This window comes from Sphingomonas faeni, from assembly GCF_040407495.1.
Classification (GTDB): domain Bacteria; phylum Pseudomonadota; class Alphaproteobacteria; order Sphingomonadales; family Sphingomonadaceae; genus Sphingomonas; species Sphingomonas faeni_D.
Genome location: NZ_JAPZPP010000001.1, coordinates 1 through 14,073, shown reverse-complemented (window position 1 = coordinate 14,073; position 14,073 = coordinate 1). Strand labels below are relative to the sequence as shown.

Sequence of the window (14,073 nt, the reverse complement as noted above, 5' to 3'; positions counted from 1 at the left end):
CGGCGGAAAGCTTGACTTGAAGCCCTCCTTTCAGCATTAGGCCGGCATTCGCGCTGCGGGGCCTCCCCTTGGTGCGCTTGCATTCAATCTGGAAGGTCTAACGCCCATGAAGGCGCTCATGAAGACCACCAAGTCGGCAAAGCCGGCTGAGGTGGAGAAGCAGTGGCATATCGTTGACGCGGAAGGTCTCGTCGTCGGCCGTGCCGCATCGATCATCGCCAACGTCCTGCGCGGCAAGCACAAGGTGTCGTTCACCCCGCATGTCGATTGCGGTGACAACGTCGTCGTGATCAACGCCGACAAGATCCGATTCACCGGCAACAAGGCCGCGAAGAAGATCTATTACAAGCACACCGGTTACGCCGGCGGCATCAAGGGCATCACTGCCGCCAAGGTCCTCGACGGCCGCTTCCCGGAGCGCGTTCTCGAAAAGGCTGTCGAGCGCATGATCCCGCGCGGCCCGCTGGGTCGTGAGCAGATGCGCAACCTGCGTATCTTCAAGGGCACCGAGCATCCGCACGAGGCACAGAACCCTGCCGTGCTCGACATCGGCAGCATGAACCGCAAGAACAAGGTGGGCGCATAATGTCCGACAACCGCCAGTCGCTCGCCGATCTCGCGAGCCTGACCAACCAGCCCGCGCCGGCTGCCCCCGCCGAGCAGGCTCTGCCGACCAGCGAAGGCGATATCGCAGCACCGGTCTCGAACGAGCCCGTCCGCGAGCCGATGCCGCTGCGTGAGCAGATCCTTGACAAGCAGGGCCGCGCCTATGCGACCGGCCGTCGCAAGGACGCCGTCGCACGCGTCTGGGTCAAGCCCGGCACCGGCAAGATCACGATCAACGGTCGTGACCAGGAAGTGTATTTCGCACGTCCGACGCTGCGTCTCGTCATCAACCAGGTGTTCGGCATCACCGAGCGCGAAGGTCAGTACGACGTCGTCTGCACCGTCAAGGGTGGTGGTCTTTCGGGCCAGGCCGGCGCGGTCAAGCACGGCATCAGCCAGGCACTGACCCGCTTCGAGCCGGTGTTGCGCGCATCGGTGAAGGCAGCAGGCTTCCTGACCCGCGACAGCCGCGTCGTCGAGCGCAAGAAGTACGGCAAGGCGAAGGCCCGTCGTAGCTTCCAGTTCTCGAAGCGCTAATCTCGCTTTCAGTATTGCTTACCAAGAGGGCGGTCCGGCAACGGGCCGCCCTTTCTGGTTTAAGGCGTCAGTGCACCGCGCATATGCCGAACTGCGACTCTGACAGACGACGGAACCTACCCAAGCGCGGCAATGATCTCGTCGAGCGACGCGTTGCGAATGCCGCGGCGGTCCAGTTCGGCGAGCATTGCCGTCCACCACGCGTAAAAACGTCTCAGGTCAGCGGCGTCACGAACATAGGGCGTGTGGCCGGGTGCCAGCGATGGCGAATGAAACGAGAGGTTGAGCAAACGAAGCCCCTCGCCTGCTGCAACCGCGACCGCCTCAAGCGCAGCCTCGATCGGCATGTCCTCAGGCGTCAGCGCGACCCGCGACAGCAGGCCGGTGCGGGCGAACAACCCCCTACCCTTGGGCACGTGCCCGAGCGCCCGATACAGTCGACCACCGCCCCGTCGCGCAAACCCGGTAAAGACGGTCGTCAGCGGTAACTCGATGATCCCCCCTTCGTCATAGGCTTGCGCGTCGTGCATCGAGAAATCGGGACCACCATCGGCGCGATAGTCGTAGCCAGGGCGCACCGAGCTATCGATCCGATAACCGAGCGCTGCCAGCAGTTGGAAACTGTGCGGGCCGATCCCGTAGCGGCCTGCGCGATAGACGCGAGGCGCCGATCCGAACGCAGTCGCGATCGCGTTCGTCAGCGTTTTGAGCTTGGCCGCCTCCAGCGCAGGCGGAAGATCGCCGGCGTAGGTCGTCACGTGCGCTTCATCGAACGGCGGGTTGACCCAGGCATGCAACTGCGTGCCGATCTCCGACCGCCCATCCTCGATAACGCGCGAGAGGATCTCGACCGATGCAGGATCGGTAGCAATCGGATGGTCGATCATGCAGTTGAGCGCGACCCCGTGGTCGGCAAACCGACGATGCGCGTCGGGGAATGCCGCCATCGCGGTGGTCGAACGGTTGCGGCGATCGAGTGGAGCGCGCCAGTCGAACTCCTCCTCGACATCGACGAACACCGTGAAGCGCGTGTCGAACGCCTCCGGCCAGACGACGCGTTGCGCATCGGTCGGGCGCGGCGGGCGATACGCGCGGGTGGCGATCACCGCTGCTCGTCGCCCCCCCGCTCCAAGGCCGCCCGCCCGATGGCCGGTACGTCCGCAGCGGGCAGTCGGAGCGACAACCGGTCCGCGCCGATCGTCAACACGCCACCCAATTCTACCGCTAGATTCTGCGCCAGGCGAAGTGCGAAGCCAGTGCCGAGCAGCGGAGCGCCATCACCGTCGCTCTCATGTTCGGCATCGATGCTCAGCAGCACATCGTTGGTATGCGCAGCGAGCGCCACCGGTCGATCGATCTCGATCATGACTGTGTCGGCGACCGGACGCACGACGATCCCGAGCTGTTCGTCCTTGCGCCCCGCCGATACCAGCGAAGCGAGCAGTCGTCCGACCAGCCGCTCCACCGCGCGGTCATCACCAAGAATGTCGCAGTCGCCGGCCGGCATCGCGATCGACACATGCGCTCCGCGCAGCGATGCAAGCGGCTCCAGATCGCGCACGATGCGATCAAGCAAGACCCGGACCGGCACCGTCGTCGGACGCAGGTCCAGCGCATGACCTTCGATCCGGGCGGCGGTGTCGAGATCGTCGATCGCGGACAACAGGTCGCCCGCCTGTGTGCGGATCGCGGTCGCACGGTCGCGGTAGGTCGGCGAGACGGGACCGAGCAATTGTGTCTCGATCAGTTCGGCGAACCCCGCGATCGCATTGGTCGGCGTGCGGAGTTCATGCACCAGCTGGCGTAGCGAATCGGATACCGGCGACGATACGCGATCCGGCGCCGTCGTCTCATCGCGGCGTGGCCGACGTGCGGTGCCGCGAAAGCCGATGAACCGTCCGGAGGCATGCTCGAATGCGGGTACGCCCGACACCCGCCATGATCCGAACGCATCGGACAAGCCCCCTACTTCGAGCCGCGCATCGCTGAACCGCGAGCGCCGGCGGAAGGCACCCGCCGCTACGCCGTCAAGATGGGCCTCGCCTTGCGCCGCGGCATACGCAAGCGAGACGCCGATCAGCGCGGATCGCGCAACGCCGTCGACCATGCGGATGATGCCCTGTGCGTCGGTCTCGAAGCGGAAGCCCTCGATATCCGCCGCGGTCGGCGTCGGCGTAGCGGTTTCGACGGTCCGGTCGCGGTTGAATGCCTCGATCCGCGCGACGAGATCGGAAATCTCGAACCGGTCGGCCGGAGGTGCATCCGTCGACGACGGCGCCGGAGGTTCGCTTTCGGCAAGCGCGGCGTGGCGCAACGCCTCGGCAACGAACGGCAGGCCGCGCGCAACCGCGCCGAGTGCCATGAACGGCGTTTCGCTCAGCGGCGCGGTATACAGCGACAGCGCGGGCGCTTCGGCAGCGACCGGTTCCGACAACTGGGCGATCGGCGTTTCAACGACCGGTGGCTCTTCGATCCGCGTCGGTTCGGGACTCGGTTCGGCGTCGACGACGTCCGCCTCCACCGCCGCATCGGGGCGTGGCAACACGAAGTCGGTCGAACCGAAGCTCTGCAAACCGCGCTGGACGTTTGCTGGCAGGTCACGACGATGACGCAGGACGGAACGAGTTGCCGGGGTCAGCCGCGGGAGGAGCGCGAGCCAGTCGTCCGGTTCCAGCATAGCCGTTCGCAACACTGGTGCGGCGATGGCGAGAACGTCCTCTGCAAAGAACCCGACGAGTTTCGCTTCCGGCTTGGCAAAGGCGAGCGCGCGGGCACTCGCGGCACGGACATCGACCGGTACCGCCCGACGCAGCAGCCGCAACCGCGCGATCGCCGGTTCGTCGACCGCAGTCCGACCGCGCCCCATCAGGTCGACCAGTTGCCGCCACGCCGATTGCGCGCCAAAACCGGTGGCCATGTCGGCAGCAAGGATCGTCTTAAGGCTATCGTCGAACCGCACATCGTTCCCCGGCTACGGCAGGCCTAGCACGCTCTCCGTACCGATTCCTTAACGGGCCGGGTCGGACGAAGAAACACCCCATTTCGGCAAGCGATGGCTCTCGTCGCATTGTGGGACAATTGCGTTTCGCCGCAACAATCTTATCGCTATGAGGAATGAATCGCTCGGTTTGCGATGCCTTTCGGGAGTTGCGTGAAATGAGTTTTGACCGGATCGATCGTCAGATCCTGTCGCTGTTGCAGGCCGACGGTCGGATGACCAACGTCGACCTGGCCGACCAGGTGGGCCTTACCGCACCACCGTGCCTGCGCCGTGTCCGTGCGCTCGAGGAAGCGGGGGCGATCCGTGGCTATCACGCCGATCTCGACGCGAGCCGTCTCGGCTTCCCCATCACGGTCTTCGCGATGGTATCGCTGCGCAGCCAGGCAGAGCACGACCTCACCGCGTTCGAGCATCATATCGCGGACATCCCCGAGATCCGCGAATGCCATATGCTCAACGGCGAGATCGACTTCATCCTGAAGATCGTCGCGGCGGATCTAAAGAGCTTCCAGGAGATCCTCACAACGCATCTGACGCCGGCGCCGAACGTGGCGAGCGTGAAGACGTCGCTGACGATCCGGACCGCCAAGGCACTGTCGGGCATTCCGGTGGTGGTGGATTAAGCGCGACCGACCGCTTTGATCGCTCTTGGAAGGGTCTCGACTGAACAGTTCGACGACACCGGCCAGTCCTTTCGGGAAGGACGGTCTGACGGCGCCGGGTTTCAGGGGCGCGTATGAGGCGGCCGACAATATCTTGAACCAAAACGGGGCGGCATTGCTGCCGCCCCGTTTCCTTTAGATCAGGACCGGAACACTTAGGCAGTCGGCGCACCGAGCCAGGTGGTCCACAGACCGGCAACGTCGGCCTTGGGCGCGCCCTTGACTGCGGCGAACGCAGTGGCGGCGCCGGCCTTGTCACCCGAGCGCGCAAGCGCGATGCCCATGTGAAGATTGACGTCGTCGGCGTCGACGCCGCCCTTCTGCAACGCCACGCGGTACAGTTCGACCGCCTTGGCGTAGTTGTTCTGCCCGAGATATGCGTCAGCCGTACCTGCGGCGAGCTTGCCGTTGGCCGCGGTCGTCGCACGCTTTTCGAGACCCGCAAGCGGACCGTCGGCGGCGATGTTCTTGGTCGCGTCGGCGAGCAAACCCTTGGCCATCGTGTTCGACGTCGGGATCTTGCCCTGCGCCATGCCTTCCTTGAGCACGGCCTGCGCCTCGCTCGGCAGGCCACGACGGTTCACGCTATCGGCATATTGCAAATAGTCGGTCTGGTCGGCGAGCGAGTTGGTGGCGCGCATCAGGCGGAAGATGTCGACCTTCTGTGCTTCGTCGAGCGGGATCAACGCGTTCTGCTGAACTCCCGACAGGACCAGCACGTCGCGCCAGTTCTTTGCGGATGGATAGGCGGTGATCCACTTCTTCAGCCAAGTCATCGTGTCGGCGTTGCGCTTGGCGGCGTACGACTTGGCGACCGCGTACCGGTAATATTCCTCGGGCGCCTTCTGGCCGGCCGCGGTCATCTGCGTGATGCTGGTGTCGAGGTCGGCGGTGGCGCCGGCCACGTCGCCACTGTCCATCTTCGCCTTGATGATCTGCAGCGGCAGGTTCGGATCGGTGAACCCGAGCTCCTTGGCCTTCGCGAAATACTGAAGCGCGATCGGGTACTGCTTGCTGTTGAACGCGAGCGCGCCGCGACGATAGGCGTAGCGACCACGATCGGCAGCAGGCGTCGCTGCATTGGTGATCAGCGCATCGAGCGGACCGGCCAGCGTCGTCTCGTTAATCGGCGCGTTGGGGTTGGCGGTCTGTGCCGCGACCAGCTTCTCGTTCTCGAGCTGATAGCGAAGGGCGGCACCGATGTACTTCTCGTAGTCGGTCTTGGCAGCAGCATCGATCTGGTCGATCGCGGTCTGCGCACCGGCATAATCCTTGGCCGCGAGCGCGGTCTGCGCGGCAACGCCAGGCTTCTGGACTTCCGGGCTCAGCTTCATCGCCGGCGCGGCATCGGCCTTCTTGTCCTTGGCGAACGCAGGCGCCGACAGCGCGAGGCCGCTCGTGCCGGTGGCAAACGCCGCAATCAGTGCAAGCTTGGAAATGGTCTTCATGCGGAAACTCTCCCTCTGCGTCGGCCCGCTTACGTAAGTGGCGCGCCGCGACGCTATATGGTCCGTGGTGCATACGTTCAAGCAAGCGGTCCGGATCCCCTGCCTGCAAATTAGCGGGTGAACGTCGATTGAACGCGCTCCCCGCCGCCGCTAGATCGCGACGATGATCGCTGTCCTATCGCCCGCCAAGACGCTCGATTACGAGAGCGCGCTACCCAAGCTTGATCCTACTGCGCCGCGCTTTGCCGACGAAGCGAAGACGCTGGCGCATGCCGCCGCGCACCTGACGCAGAAGAAGCTGTCCGAGCTGATGCATATCTCGCCCACGCTGGCGAAGCTCAATGCGGACCGGTATCGCGATTTCGACACGCTGCCCGAGCGGCCGGCGATGTTCGCGTTCGCCGGCGACGTCTATACCGGCCTCGAGGCCAAGACGCTCGACGAGGCGGCGGTGGATTATGCGCAGGATCACGTGCGGATGCTGTCGGGTTTGTACGGCCTGCTGCGGCCACTCGACTTGATGCGACCCTACCGGCTGGAAATGGGCACGCGCTGGGCACCGCGGAAGGCGAAGCTGACCGATTGGTGGGGGGACAGGATTGCCAAGCTGCTCGCCGACGATGTCGAGGCGGAGGGATCGGGGACGATCCTCAACCTCGCGAGCCAGGAATATTGGGCGGCGGCGGATGGGAAACTGCCTAAATCGATCCGTGTCGTCGCGATCGATTTCCGCGAGGGCGAGGCGCAGAAGTTCGTCAGCTTCCACGCGAAGAAGGCTCGTGGGATGGTCGCCCGGTGGCTGGTCGAGCACCGCGTCGATGACATCGAGGGGATCAAGGGGTTCGACAGCGACGGCTATGCGTATGACGCGGCGGGCAGCAGCGACGCGCAGTTCCGGTTCGTGCGCAAGTGAACAGCGCGGTCGTCATCGGCACCTCGGGCGGGATCGGCAAGGCGCTGCAGGAGGCGCTTATCGAGGAAGGGGCTTTCGACAAGGTCTACGGGTTCGCGCGGTCGGAGAGCGGCGATCGGCATCTCGACCTGGAACACGAGGCTAGCATTGCGGCGGCGGCTTCGCGGGTCGGTTCGCCGACGCTAGTGATCGTCGCAACCGGCTTGCTGCACGACGGCGACAACGGTCCCGAGAAGTCGATGCGCGAGCTCGATCCGATGTGGATGGCGCGCAACTTCGCGATCAATGCGATCGGGCCGGCGCTGGTGGCGAAGCACTTCCTGCCGACGATGCCGAAGGCGGGGCGGATCGTATTTGCTGTGCTCTCGGCGCGCGTGGGGAGCATCGGCGATAACAAGCTTGGCGGCTGGTATGGCTACCGCGCGTCGAAGGCGGCGCTGAACCAGCTGGTGAAGACGATCTCGATCGAGGACAAGCGCCGGAACTCCAGCGGGATCGTCGTCGGCCTGCATCCCGGCACTGTCGACACCGGCCTGTCGAAGCCATTCCAGGGCAACGTCACCCCCGGCAACCTGTTCAAAGCCGACCGTGCCGCGGTGCAGTTGCTCGACGTCATCGACGGCCTGCGCGCGCCGGACAGCGGCAAGCTGTTCGCCTGGGATGGCGTCGAGGTCACGCCCTGACTTCTGCTCCCCTCCCTGAAAGGGAGGGGTTGGGGGTGGGTCGGCCGGTTGCAGACCACGACCGCTAGCCAATGCGGAAGCCTACCCACCCCCTGCCCCTCCCTTCCAAGGAGGGGTGAGAAGCAGTCCCGCTCATGACGCGGATTTCACCTCGCTGCCACACTCCGTTCAGGTCCCCCGGCGCAGTCTCTCCGCATCGTCCACCAAGGCCGAAACGAGAGGATACCCGCATGAAGAAGTCCCTCCCCCTCGCGATCCTCGCCGCCGCTACGCTGCTGTCCGGCACCGCAGCAGTCGCCGCGACCCAGGCTCAGACCAAGACTGTCCAGCCGAAGACCGTCGCGACGCACACCACCACGACCAAGACGACCACGCCGATGGGCAACACCAAGGTCGCCAAACGCACCACGACGGTTGCCAAGGGCCGCATGGTCACCGCCAAGCTCGCAAACGGCAAGACCGTCACGTACAATTGCTCGCTCGCCGGCAACAAGACCAAGGCCGCCTGCAAATAAGCCCCAAATTAACGATGAAACCTTGCTCCTTCGCGTGCGTACGCGTGCGCGGGGGTAGTAAGGTGCCCCCCCCTCGGCTAAGGTGTGTCACAACATCGCAACAAGCCGAAAGCGTTCAGATTTGACCGACGAGACCATACTCGCCGAACCCCAGGGCGGCGAGCCCGCCGGCATCGCCACGATCTCGATCGTCGACGAGATGAAGTCGAGCTATCTCGACTATGCGATGAGCGTCATCGTCGCGCGCGCGCTCCCCGACGTCCGCGACGGCCTGAAGCCCGTCCATCGCCGCATTCTGTACGGCGCACACGAAAGCGGCTTTGTCGCCGGCAAGCCGTACCGCAAGTCCGCGCGCATCGTCGGTGACGTGATGGGTAAATACCATCCGCACGGCGACAGCTCGATCTACGACGCCTTGGCCCGCATGACCCAGGACTGGTCGATGCGCGTGCCGCTGATCGACGGCCAGGGCAACTTCGGCTCGATGGATCCCGATCCACCCGCGGCGATGCGCTACACCGAGGCACGCCTCGGCAAGGTCGCGAACGCGCTGCTCGGCGATCTCGACAAGGACACGGTCGACTTCACGCCCAACTATGACGGCTCCGAGCGCGAGCCTTCGGTGCTGCCGGCGCGCTTCCCCAACCTGCTGGTCAACGGCGCGGGCGGCATCGCGGTCGGCATGGCGACCAACATTCCGCCGCACAATCTGGGCGAAGTGATCGCCGCGTGCCTCGCGTACATGGACAATGGCGCGATCACGACCGAGGAACTATTCGAGATCGTCCCCGGTCCCGACTTCCCGACGGGTGCGATCATTCTCGGCCGCGCGGGCGCCAAGTCGGCGTACGAGACCGGCCGCGGCTCGATCATCGTCCGCTCGCGCCACATCGTCGAGGAGGGCAAGGGCGACCGTCGCTCGATCGTCCTCACCGAAATCCCGTTCCAGACCGGCAAGAACGGCCTGGTCGAAAAGATCGCCGAAGCCGCCAAGGACAAGCGGATCGAAGGCGTCAGCGACATCCGCGACGAATCGAGCCGGATGGGCGTCCGCATCGTCATCGACCTGAAGCGCGACGCAACCGTCGACGTGGTGCTCAACCAGCTCTGGCGGCACACGCCGGCGCAGTCGAGCTTCCCCGCCAACATGCTGGCGATCCGCGGCGGCCGTCCCGAGCTGCTCAACCTGCGTGACATCATCGGCGCGTTCATCACCTTCCGCGAGCAGGTCATCACCCGCCGCTCGAAGTTCGAACTCGCCAAGGCACGCGAGCGCGCGCATCTGTTGCTCGGTCTCGTCATCGCGGTCACCAACCTCGACGAGGTCGTCAAGATCATCCGCGGCTCGTCGAGCCCGGCGGAAGCGCGCGGCAAGCTGCTCGCGCGCGAATGGCCGATCGAGGAGATCGCGCCGTACATCGCGCTGGTCGAGGCGGTCGAGGACAAGCAGGCCGACGGCATCTACAAGCTGTCCGAGCCGCAGGTCCGCGCGATCCTCGATCTCCGCCTGCACCGCCTCACGCTGCTCGGCCGCGACGAGATCGGCGACGAGCTGAAGGCACTGGCCGCGACGATCGGCGAGCTGCTCCACATCCTCGGCGACCGTGCGAAGCTGTACGAAGTGATGCGCGGCGAGCTGATCGCGATCCGCGACGAATTCGCCACCCCGCGCCGCTCCGAGATCGCCGCCGCCGCCAACGGCATCGACGACGAGGACCTGATCGAGCGCGAGGACATGGTCGTCACCGTGACCATGCAGGGCTATATCAAGCGCACCAGCCTCGACACGTTCCGCGCGCAGGCGCGTGGCGGCAAGGGTCGCGCGGGCATGTCGACGAAGGACGAGGACGTCGTCACCGAGCTGTTCGTCACCTCGACGCACACCCCGGTGCTGTTCTTCTCGAACCTCGGCAAGGTCTATCGCTACAAGGTCTGGCGCCTGCCGGAGGGTGGCCCCGCCACGCGCGGTCGCCCGATGATCAACCTGCTGCCGCTGGCGCCGGGCGAGACGATCTCGACCGTGCTCCCGCTGCCGGAGGATCTCAGCGAGTGGAGCCGCCTGCACGTGATGTTCGCGACGCAGCGCGGGCTTGTCCGCCGCAACGCGATGGACGCGTTCACCAACGTGCCGTCGAACGGCAAGATCGCGATGCGCTTCGAAGAGGGTTCGGAGGACAAGCTGATCGGCGTCGCGCTGCTCAGCGAGCATGACGACGTGCTGCTCGCCACCAAGCTCGGCAAGGCGATCCGCTTTGCCGGCGACGACGTCCGCGAGTTCCAGAGCCGCACGTCGACCGGCGTGCGCGGTGTCACGCTGAAGGGCGACGACGAGGTCATCTCGCTGTCGGTCCTGCACCGTGTCGGCGCCACCCCCGAGGAGCGCGAGACGTACCTCAAGTTCGCACCGTGGAAGGGCGAGCGCGAGGGCGATCACGGCATGGGTGCCGACCGCTACAACGATCTCAAGGACCGCGAGCAGTTCATCCTGACGGTCTGCGAGAACGGCTATGGCAAGCTGTCGAGCGCGTATGACTATCGCCGCACCGGTCGCGGTGGCCAGGGCATCACCAACATCGACAACATCGCGCGTAACGGCCCCGTCGTGGCGAGCTTTGCCGCGGCGAAGGGCCATCAGCTGATGCTGGTGACCAACCAGGCGAAACTGATCCGCACGACGCTCGCGTCGCTCCGCGTCATCAGCCGCAACTCGGCCGGCGTGAAGCTGTTCGACGTGGCGAAGGGCGAGCACGTCGTCTCCGCCGCACGGATCGAGGAAACCGAGGAAGACGCCGAGATCAACCTGGCCGACGCAGTGCCAGAGGTCGCTCCGGATACCGGCGCGACGATTGGCGAGGACACGGCTGCGGGTCCGGAGGACGGCGAATGAGCCGCGATCCGATCGCCTACAAGGTGCTGACGGGGGAGCAACTGGCGACCCTGGAAAGCGGGAGCTTTGCGGGTGCGCCGGTGGATCTGGCCGATGGTTATATTCACCTGTCGACCGCCGAGCAGCTGACGGAAACGGTCGACAAGCACTTCGCCGGCCAGTCGGACCTGCACGTCGCGGCGATCGATCTCGAAGCGCTTGGCGACGACGTGAAGTGGGAAGAGTCGCGCGGCGGACAGTTGTTTCCGCACATCTATGGCGGCCCGCTGCTGCTCGAGGTCGTACTGTCCTACGGCCCCCTGGAACGCGACGAAGCCGGCAAGGTAAAACTCCCCGTCGCGGGCTGACCCCAACCTAAAACTTGTTCTCCCGCGAAGGCGGGAGCCCAGACTGGGCTCCCGCCTTCGCAGGAGAACAAGAAGCGGGAATTGCCGCTCGATTATTGCAGATCGGTTCCGACCATGCTGCAACCACCCCGGCGAAGGCCGGGGCCCAGTTGGGGAACGTCGCTAACAGAGCGCCGTCCTCAGTAACATCGACCTTTCCAACTGGACCCCGGCCTACGCCGGGGCGGATAGTTCACTCGAATACGCTGACCCCAGGCCACAAACTCACCCAGCCGCAAACGCAGCCCTCACAAACCGCGCACAAGCCTCAGGCGCAGTAATCGGGATCATATGCCCGCCCTCGATCGTATCGATCTTGGCCCCCGGAATCACCGCCGCAGTCCGGTGACCATTCCACGCCGGGTCAAGAATCGCATCCTGCCGCCCGAACAATATCCGCACCGGCAAGCCGATCTCCGCATACCGCCCAACCATCGCCGTCACGTCGTCGTTCGCCCCGGCAAGATCCGCCGCCGCCGCCGCGATCGCGATCGGCCGCGCGGACAGCGCGCCGCCACCGCGCGTCACGAAATCCTCCGGCACAGCCTCGGGCGCAAACACGCCCTCCAGCGTCTTCTTCGCGGTCAACCGGCTAAGCGGCGTCCCCAGCACCTGCGCGAACGCCAGACGCGCACCCGACGGGATCCGGGCGAGCCCGCGAAAACTCTCCGGCACCTGCTCCAACGGCTGCGTCAACGGCGCGATCAGGGCGAGCGCGCGAACCAGATGCGGATGGTCGAGCCCGACCGCGAGGCTCAGCGCACCGCCCAGTGAATGCCCCACCAGCAACGGCCGATCCAGCCCGAGCTTCTGGATGAAGTCGGCGATGATCGCGCCCTGCCCGATGATCCCCGGCATCGCCCCCGTCGCGGTCGAATAGCCCGACCCCGGCCGATCGACGACGATCACGCGGTAGTCGTCCTTCAGCAGGTCGACGAGCGCATAGCTGAAGTTGCGCAACTGCCCGGCGAGCCCGTGAACCATGACGATCGCCGGCCCGCTGCCGACATCGATATAATGCAGCCGAGCGCCCGCCACGTCGAGAAAGCGCCCTTCCGCCGGCACCAGATCCTCGGCATGCCGCGCGACGCGGCTCGAATAGAGCGACAGCCCGATCCCCGATACCGCCGCCAGCAGCGCCGCGCCGATCAGTCGCTTGCCCGTCCGCTTCATAGCCATCTCCTTCAAATCCTTAGTGCGCTGAACGCCCGGCCTTGTCCAAAGTCGCAGCCGCCCGCGCCATGGAACCCGTCGTGGTCACCAAACGTCCGATCCGCGAAGGAGATGCGCCGGTGGATCCACAGGCTCGAACGATACTCGACACGATACAGACACTCGCCTCGGACGCCGATCCGCACGCCGACGATGCGCGGTGGCTCGCCGACTTCCGCTATCAGACCGCGCTGCTGAAGACCTTCTCCGGCGATCCGGAACCGGTCCACGCGATCACGCACGTCAAGCTGCCGTCCGAGTCCGGACCGCTGACCGTCCGGCTCTATCGCCCGAAACCCGGCCCATTGCCGCTGCTGCTGCACATCCACGGCGGCGGCGCGATTGCCGGGTCGATCGACGGACACGACCCGGCATTGCGCGCGCTGGCGAACCGAACCGGCTGGCTGGTCGCCGCGCCCGCCTATCGCCTCGCGCCCGAACACTGCTTCCCCGCGCAACTCGACGACAACTGGACGGCATTGCAAGGCGTCGTTGCACAAGCTGACGCTCTGGACATCGACCCGTCGCGGATCGCCGTCTCCGGAGACAGTATAGGCGGTACGCTCGCGACCGCCCTCGCCTCCCGCGCGGCATCCGAAGGCGGACCAGCGCTACGAGGCCAGATCCTGCTCTACCCAAACACCGATCTGCGCCACGATACCGCCTACCCGTCGCGCCAAAGCGAAGACGGCAACATCATCGACGCGAAGTCCCTGGAACGGCAGATCGACCTGTACCTAGCCTCCGATGCAGACCGCACCGATCCAAGCGCGTCACCCGTCCTTGCAGACGACCTCGCCGCCCTGCCCCCGACCCTGCTCGTAACCTGCGAGAACGACCCGCTGCGTGACGAAGGCGAAGCCTACGGAAAGCGCCTGCGCGACGCGGGCGTCACCGTCGACCACGACCGGTTCGACGGCATGATTCACGCGTTTCTACAAATGGGCGGCAGGCTGAACGCGACGAACAGGCTACTCGATCGCATCGCCCACTGGCTCGACGCCCGATGATAAGAAAAATGGTGCACCCAGAGCGATTCGAACGCCCGACCCTCAGATTCGTAGTCTGATGCTCTATCCAGCTGAGCTATGGGTGCATCGCCGTACCGTGACCGGTTCGACAAGCCCGCCGTGAAGCGGAAAATCCTGGTGCACCCAGAGCGATTCGAACGCCCGACCCTCAGATTCGTAGTCTGATGCTCTATCCAGCTGAGCTATGGGTGC

13 protein-coding genes and 2 tRNA genes are annotated in these 14,073 nt (G+C 65.4%); 9 read left to right on the top strand and 6 right to left on the bottom strand.

Annotated features, from left to right (window positions below; genetic code table 11):
• Window positions 1–106 precede the first annotated feature (106 nt).
• Entirely contained in the window at window positions 107–586 is a 480-nt protein-coding gene (gene rplM, locus O6W96_RS00075) for a 50S ribosomal protein L13 (RefSeq protein WP_060524218.1), read from the top strand.
• Window positions 586–1,143 (top strand): 30S ribosomal protein S9, encoded by a 558-nt coding sequence (gene rpsI, locus O6W96_RS00070; RefSeq protein ID WP_082441435.1) that lies wholly within the window; start codon window positions 586–588, stop codon window positions 1,141–1,143. The genes rplM and rpsI overlap by 1 nt, the downstream gene beginning before the upstream one ends.
• 116 nt (window positions 1,144–1,259) lie before the next feature.
• On the opposite strand, the gene O6W96_RS00065 is transcribed toward rpsI, so the two are convergent.
• Both O6W96_RS00065 and O6W96_RS00060 read right to left on the bottom strand, forming a co-directional pair.
• The gene (locus tag O6W96_RS00065) at window positions 1,260–2,249 is read right to left on the bottom strand and encodes a polysaccharide deacetylase family protein (RefSeq protein WP_353467695.1); all 990 of its coding nucleotides are present in this window, start codon (window positions 2,247–2,249) and stop codon (window positions 1,260–1,262) included.
• Entirely contained in the window at window positions 2,246–4,102 is a 1,857-nt protein-coding gene (locus O6W96_RS00060) for a sensor histidine kinase (RefSeq protein ID WP_353467694.1), read from the bottom strand. Before O6W96_RS00060 ends, O6W96_RS00065 begins: the two co-directional genes overlap by 4 nt.
• 197 nt (window positions 4,103–4,299) lie before the next feature.
• Here O6W96_RS00060 and O6W96_RS00055 point away from each other — a divergent pair, with 197 nt between their 5' ends.
• Window positions 4,300–4,767 (top strand): Lrp/AsnC family transcriptional regulator, encoded by a 468-nt coding sequence (locus O6W96_RS00055; protein ID WP_353467693.1) that lies wholly within the window; start codon window positions 4,300–4,302, stop codon window positions 4,765–4,767.
• Window positions 4,768–4,961: 194 nt separating this feature from the next.
• On the opposite strand, the gene O6W96_RS00050 is transcribed toward O6W96_RS00055, so the two are convergent.
• Complete coding sequence (locus tag O6W96_RS00050) at window positions 4,962–6,254, bottom strand: hypothetical protein (RefSeq protein ID WP_353467692.1); 1,293 nt, start codon at window positions 6,252–6,254, stop codon at window positions 4,962–4,964.
• A 163-nt stretch (window positions 6,255–6,417) separates the two neighbouring features.
• On the opposite strand from O6W96_RS00050, the gene yaaA reads away from it, so the two are divergent.
• The 5 genes from yaaA to O6W96_RS00025 all read left to right on the top strand — a co-directional run bounded on the left by yaaA (window position 6,418) and on the right by O6W96_RS00025 (window position 11,599).
• Window positions 6,418–7,167, top strand: coding sequence for a peroxide stress protein YaaA (gene yaaA, locus O6W96_RS00045; RefSeq protein WP_353467691.1), 750 nt, complete (start codon window positions 6,418–6,420; stop codon window positions 7,165–7,167).
• Window positions 7,164–7,850, top strand: coding sequence for an SDR family NAD(P)-dependent oxidoreductase (locus O6W96_RS00040; protein WP_353467690.1), 687 nt, complete (start codon window positions 7,164–7,166; stop codon window positions 7,848–7,850). Before yaaA ends, O6W96_RS00040 begins: the two co-directional genes overlap by 4 nt.
• 230 nt (window positions 7,851–8,080) lie before the next feature.
• Window positions 8,081–8,365, top strand: coding sequence for a hypothetical protein (locus tag O6W96_RS00035; RefSeq protein ID WP_353467689.1), 285 nt, complete (start codon window positions 8,081–8,083; stop codon window positions 8,363–8,365).
• A 121-nt stretch (window positions 8,366–8,486) separates the two neighbouring features.
• A complete protein-coding gene (gene gyrA, locus O6W96_RS00030) occupies window positions 8,487–11,252 on the top strand; it encodes a DNA gyrase subunit A (RefSeq protein ID WP_353467688.1) in 2,766 nt (921 codons plus the stop codon).
• Window positions 11,249–11,599 carry a DUF952 domain-containing protein gene (locus O6W96_RS00025; RefSeq protein WP_353467687.1) on the top strand — a complete coding sequence of 117 codons (351 nt, stop codon included), beginning with the start codon at window positions 11,249–11,251 and terminating at the stop codon, window positions 11,597–11,599. Before gyrA ends, O6W96_RS00025 begins: the two co-directional genes overlap by 4 nt.
• A gap of 264 nt (window positions 11,600–11,863) precedes the next feature.
• Here the strand turns inward: O6W96_RS00025 and O6W96_RS00020 are convergent, their stop codons facing one another.
• Window positions 11,864–12,811, bottom strand: coding sequence for an alpha/beta fold hydrolase (locus tag O6W96_RS00020; RefSeq protein WP_353467686.1), 948 nt, complete (start codon window positions 12,809–12,811; stop codon window positions 11,864–11,866).
• Window positions 12,812–12,891: 80 nt separating this feature from the next.
• Between O6W96_RS00020 and O6W96_RS00015 the strand changes: the two genes are divergently transcribed.
• Window positions 12,892–13,860 (top strand): alpha/beta hydrolase, encoded by a 969-nt coding sequence (locus O6W96_RS00015; RefSeq protein WP_353467685.1) that lies wholly within the window; start codon window positions 12,892–12,894, stop codon window positions 13,858–13,860.
• 9 nt (window positions 13,861–13,869) lie between these two features.
• On the opposite strand, the gene O6W96_RS00010 is transcribed toward O6W96_RS00015, so the two are convergent.
• Window positions 13,870–13,946, bottom strand: a tRNA-Arg gene (locus O6W96_RS00010).
• 50 nt (window positions 13,947–13,996) lie between these two features.
• A tRNA-Arg gene (locus tag O6W96_RS00005) sits at window positions 13,997–14,073 on the bottom strand.

Bases quoted from the DNA above. Each gene is read 5' to 3' on its own strand.
- rplM (WP_060524218.1), top strand. From the start codon at position 107: ATGAAGGCGCTCATGAAGACCACCAAGTCGGCAAAGCCGGCTGAGGTG.
- rpsI (WP_082441435.1), top strand. From the start codon at position 586: ATGTCCGACAACCGCCAGTCGCTCGCCGATCTCGCGAGCCTGACCAAC.
- O6W96_RS00055 (WP_353467693.1), top strand. From the start codon at position 4,300: ATGAGTTTTGACCGGATCGATCGTCAGATCCTGTCGCTGTTGCAGGCC.
- O6W96_RS00050 (WP_353467692.1), bottom strand. From the start codon at position 6,254: ATGAAGACCATTTCCAAGCTTGCACTGATTGCGGCGTTTGCCACCGGC.
- yaaA (WP_353467691.1), top strand. From the start codon at position 6,418: ATGATCGCTGTCCTATCGCCCGCCAAGACGCTCGATTACGAGAGCGCG.
- O6W96_RS00035 (WP_353467689.1), top strand. From the start codon at position 8,081: ATGAAGAAGTCCCTCCCCCTCGCGATCCTCGCCGCCGCTACGCTGCTG.
- O6W96_RS00025 (WP_353467687.1), top strand. From the start codon at position 11,249: ATGAGCCGCGATCCGATCGCCTACAAGGTGCTGACGGGGGAGCAACTG.
- O6W96_RS00020 (WP_353467686.1), bottom strand. From the start codon at position 12,811: ATGAAGCGGACGGGCAAGCGACTGATCGGCGCGGCGCTGCTGGCGGCG.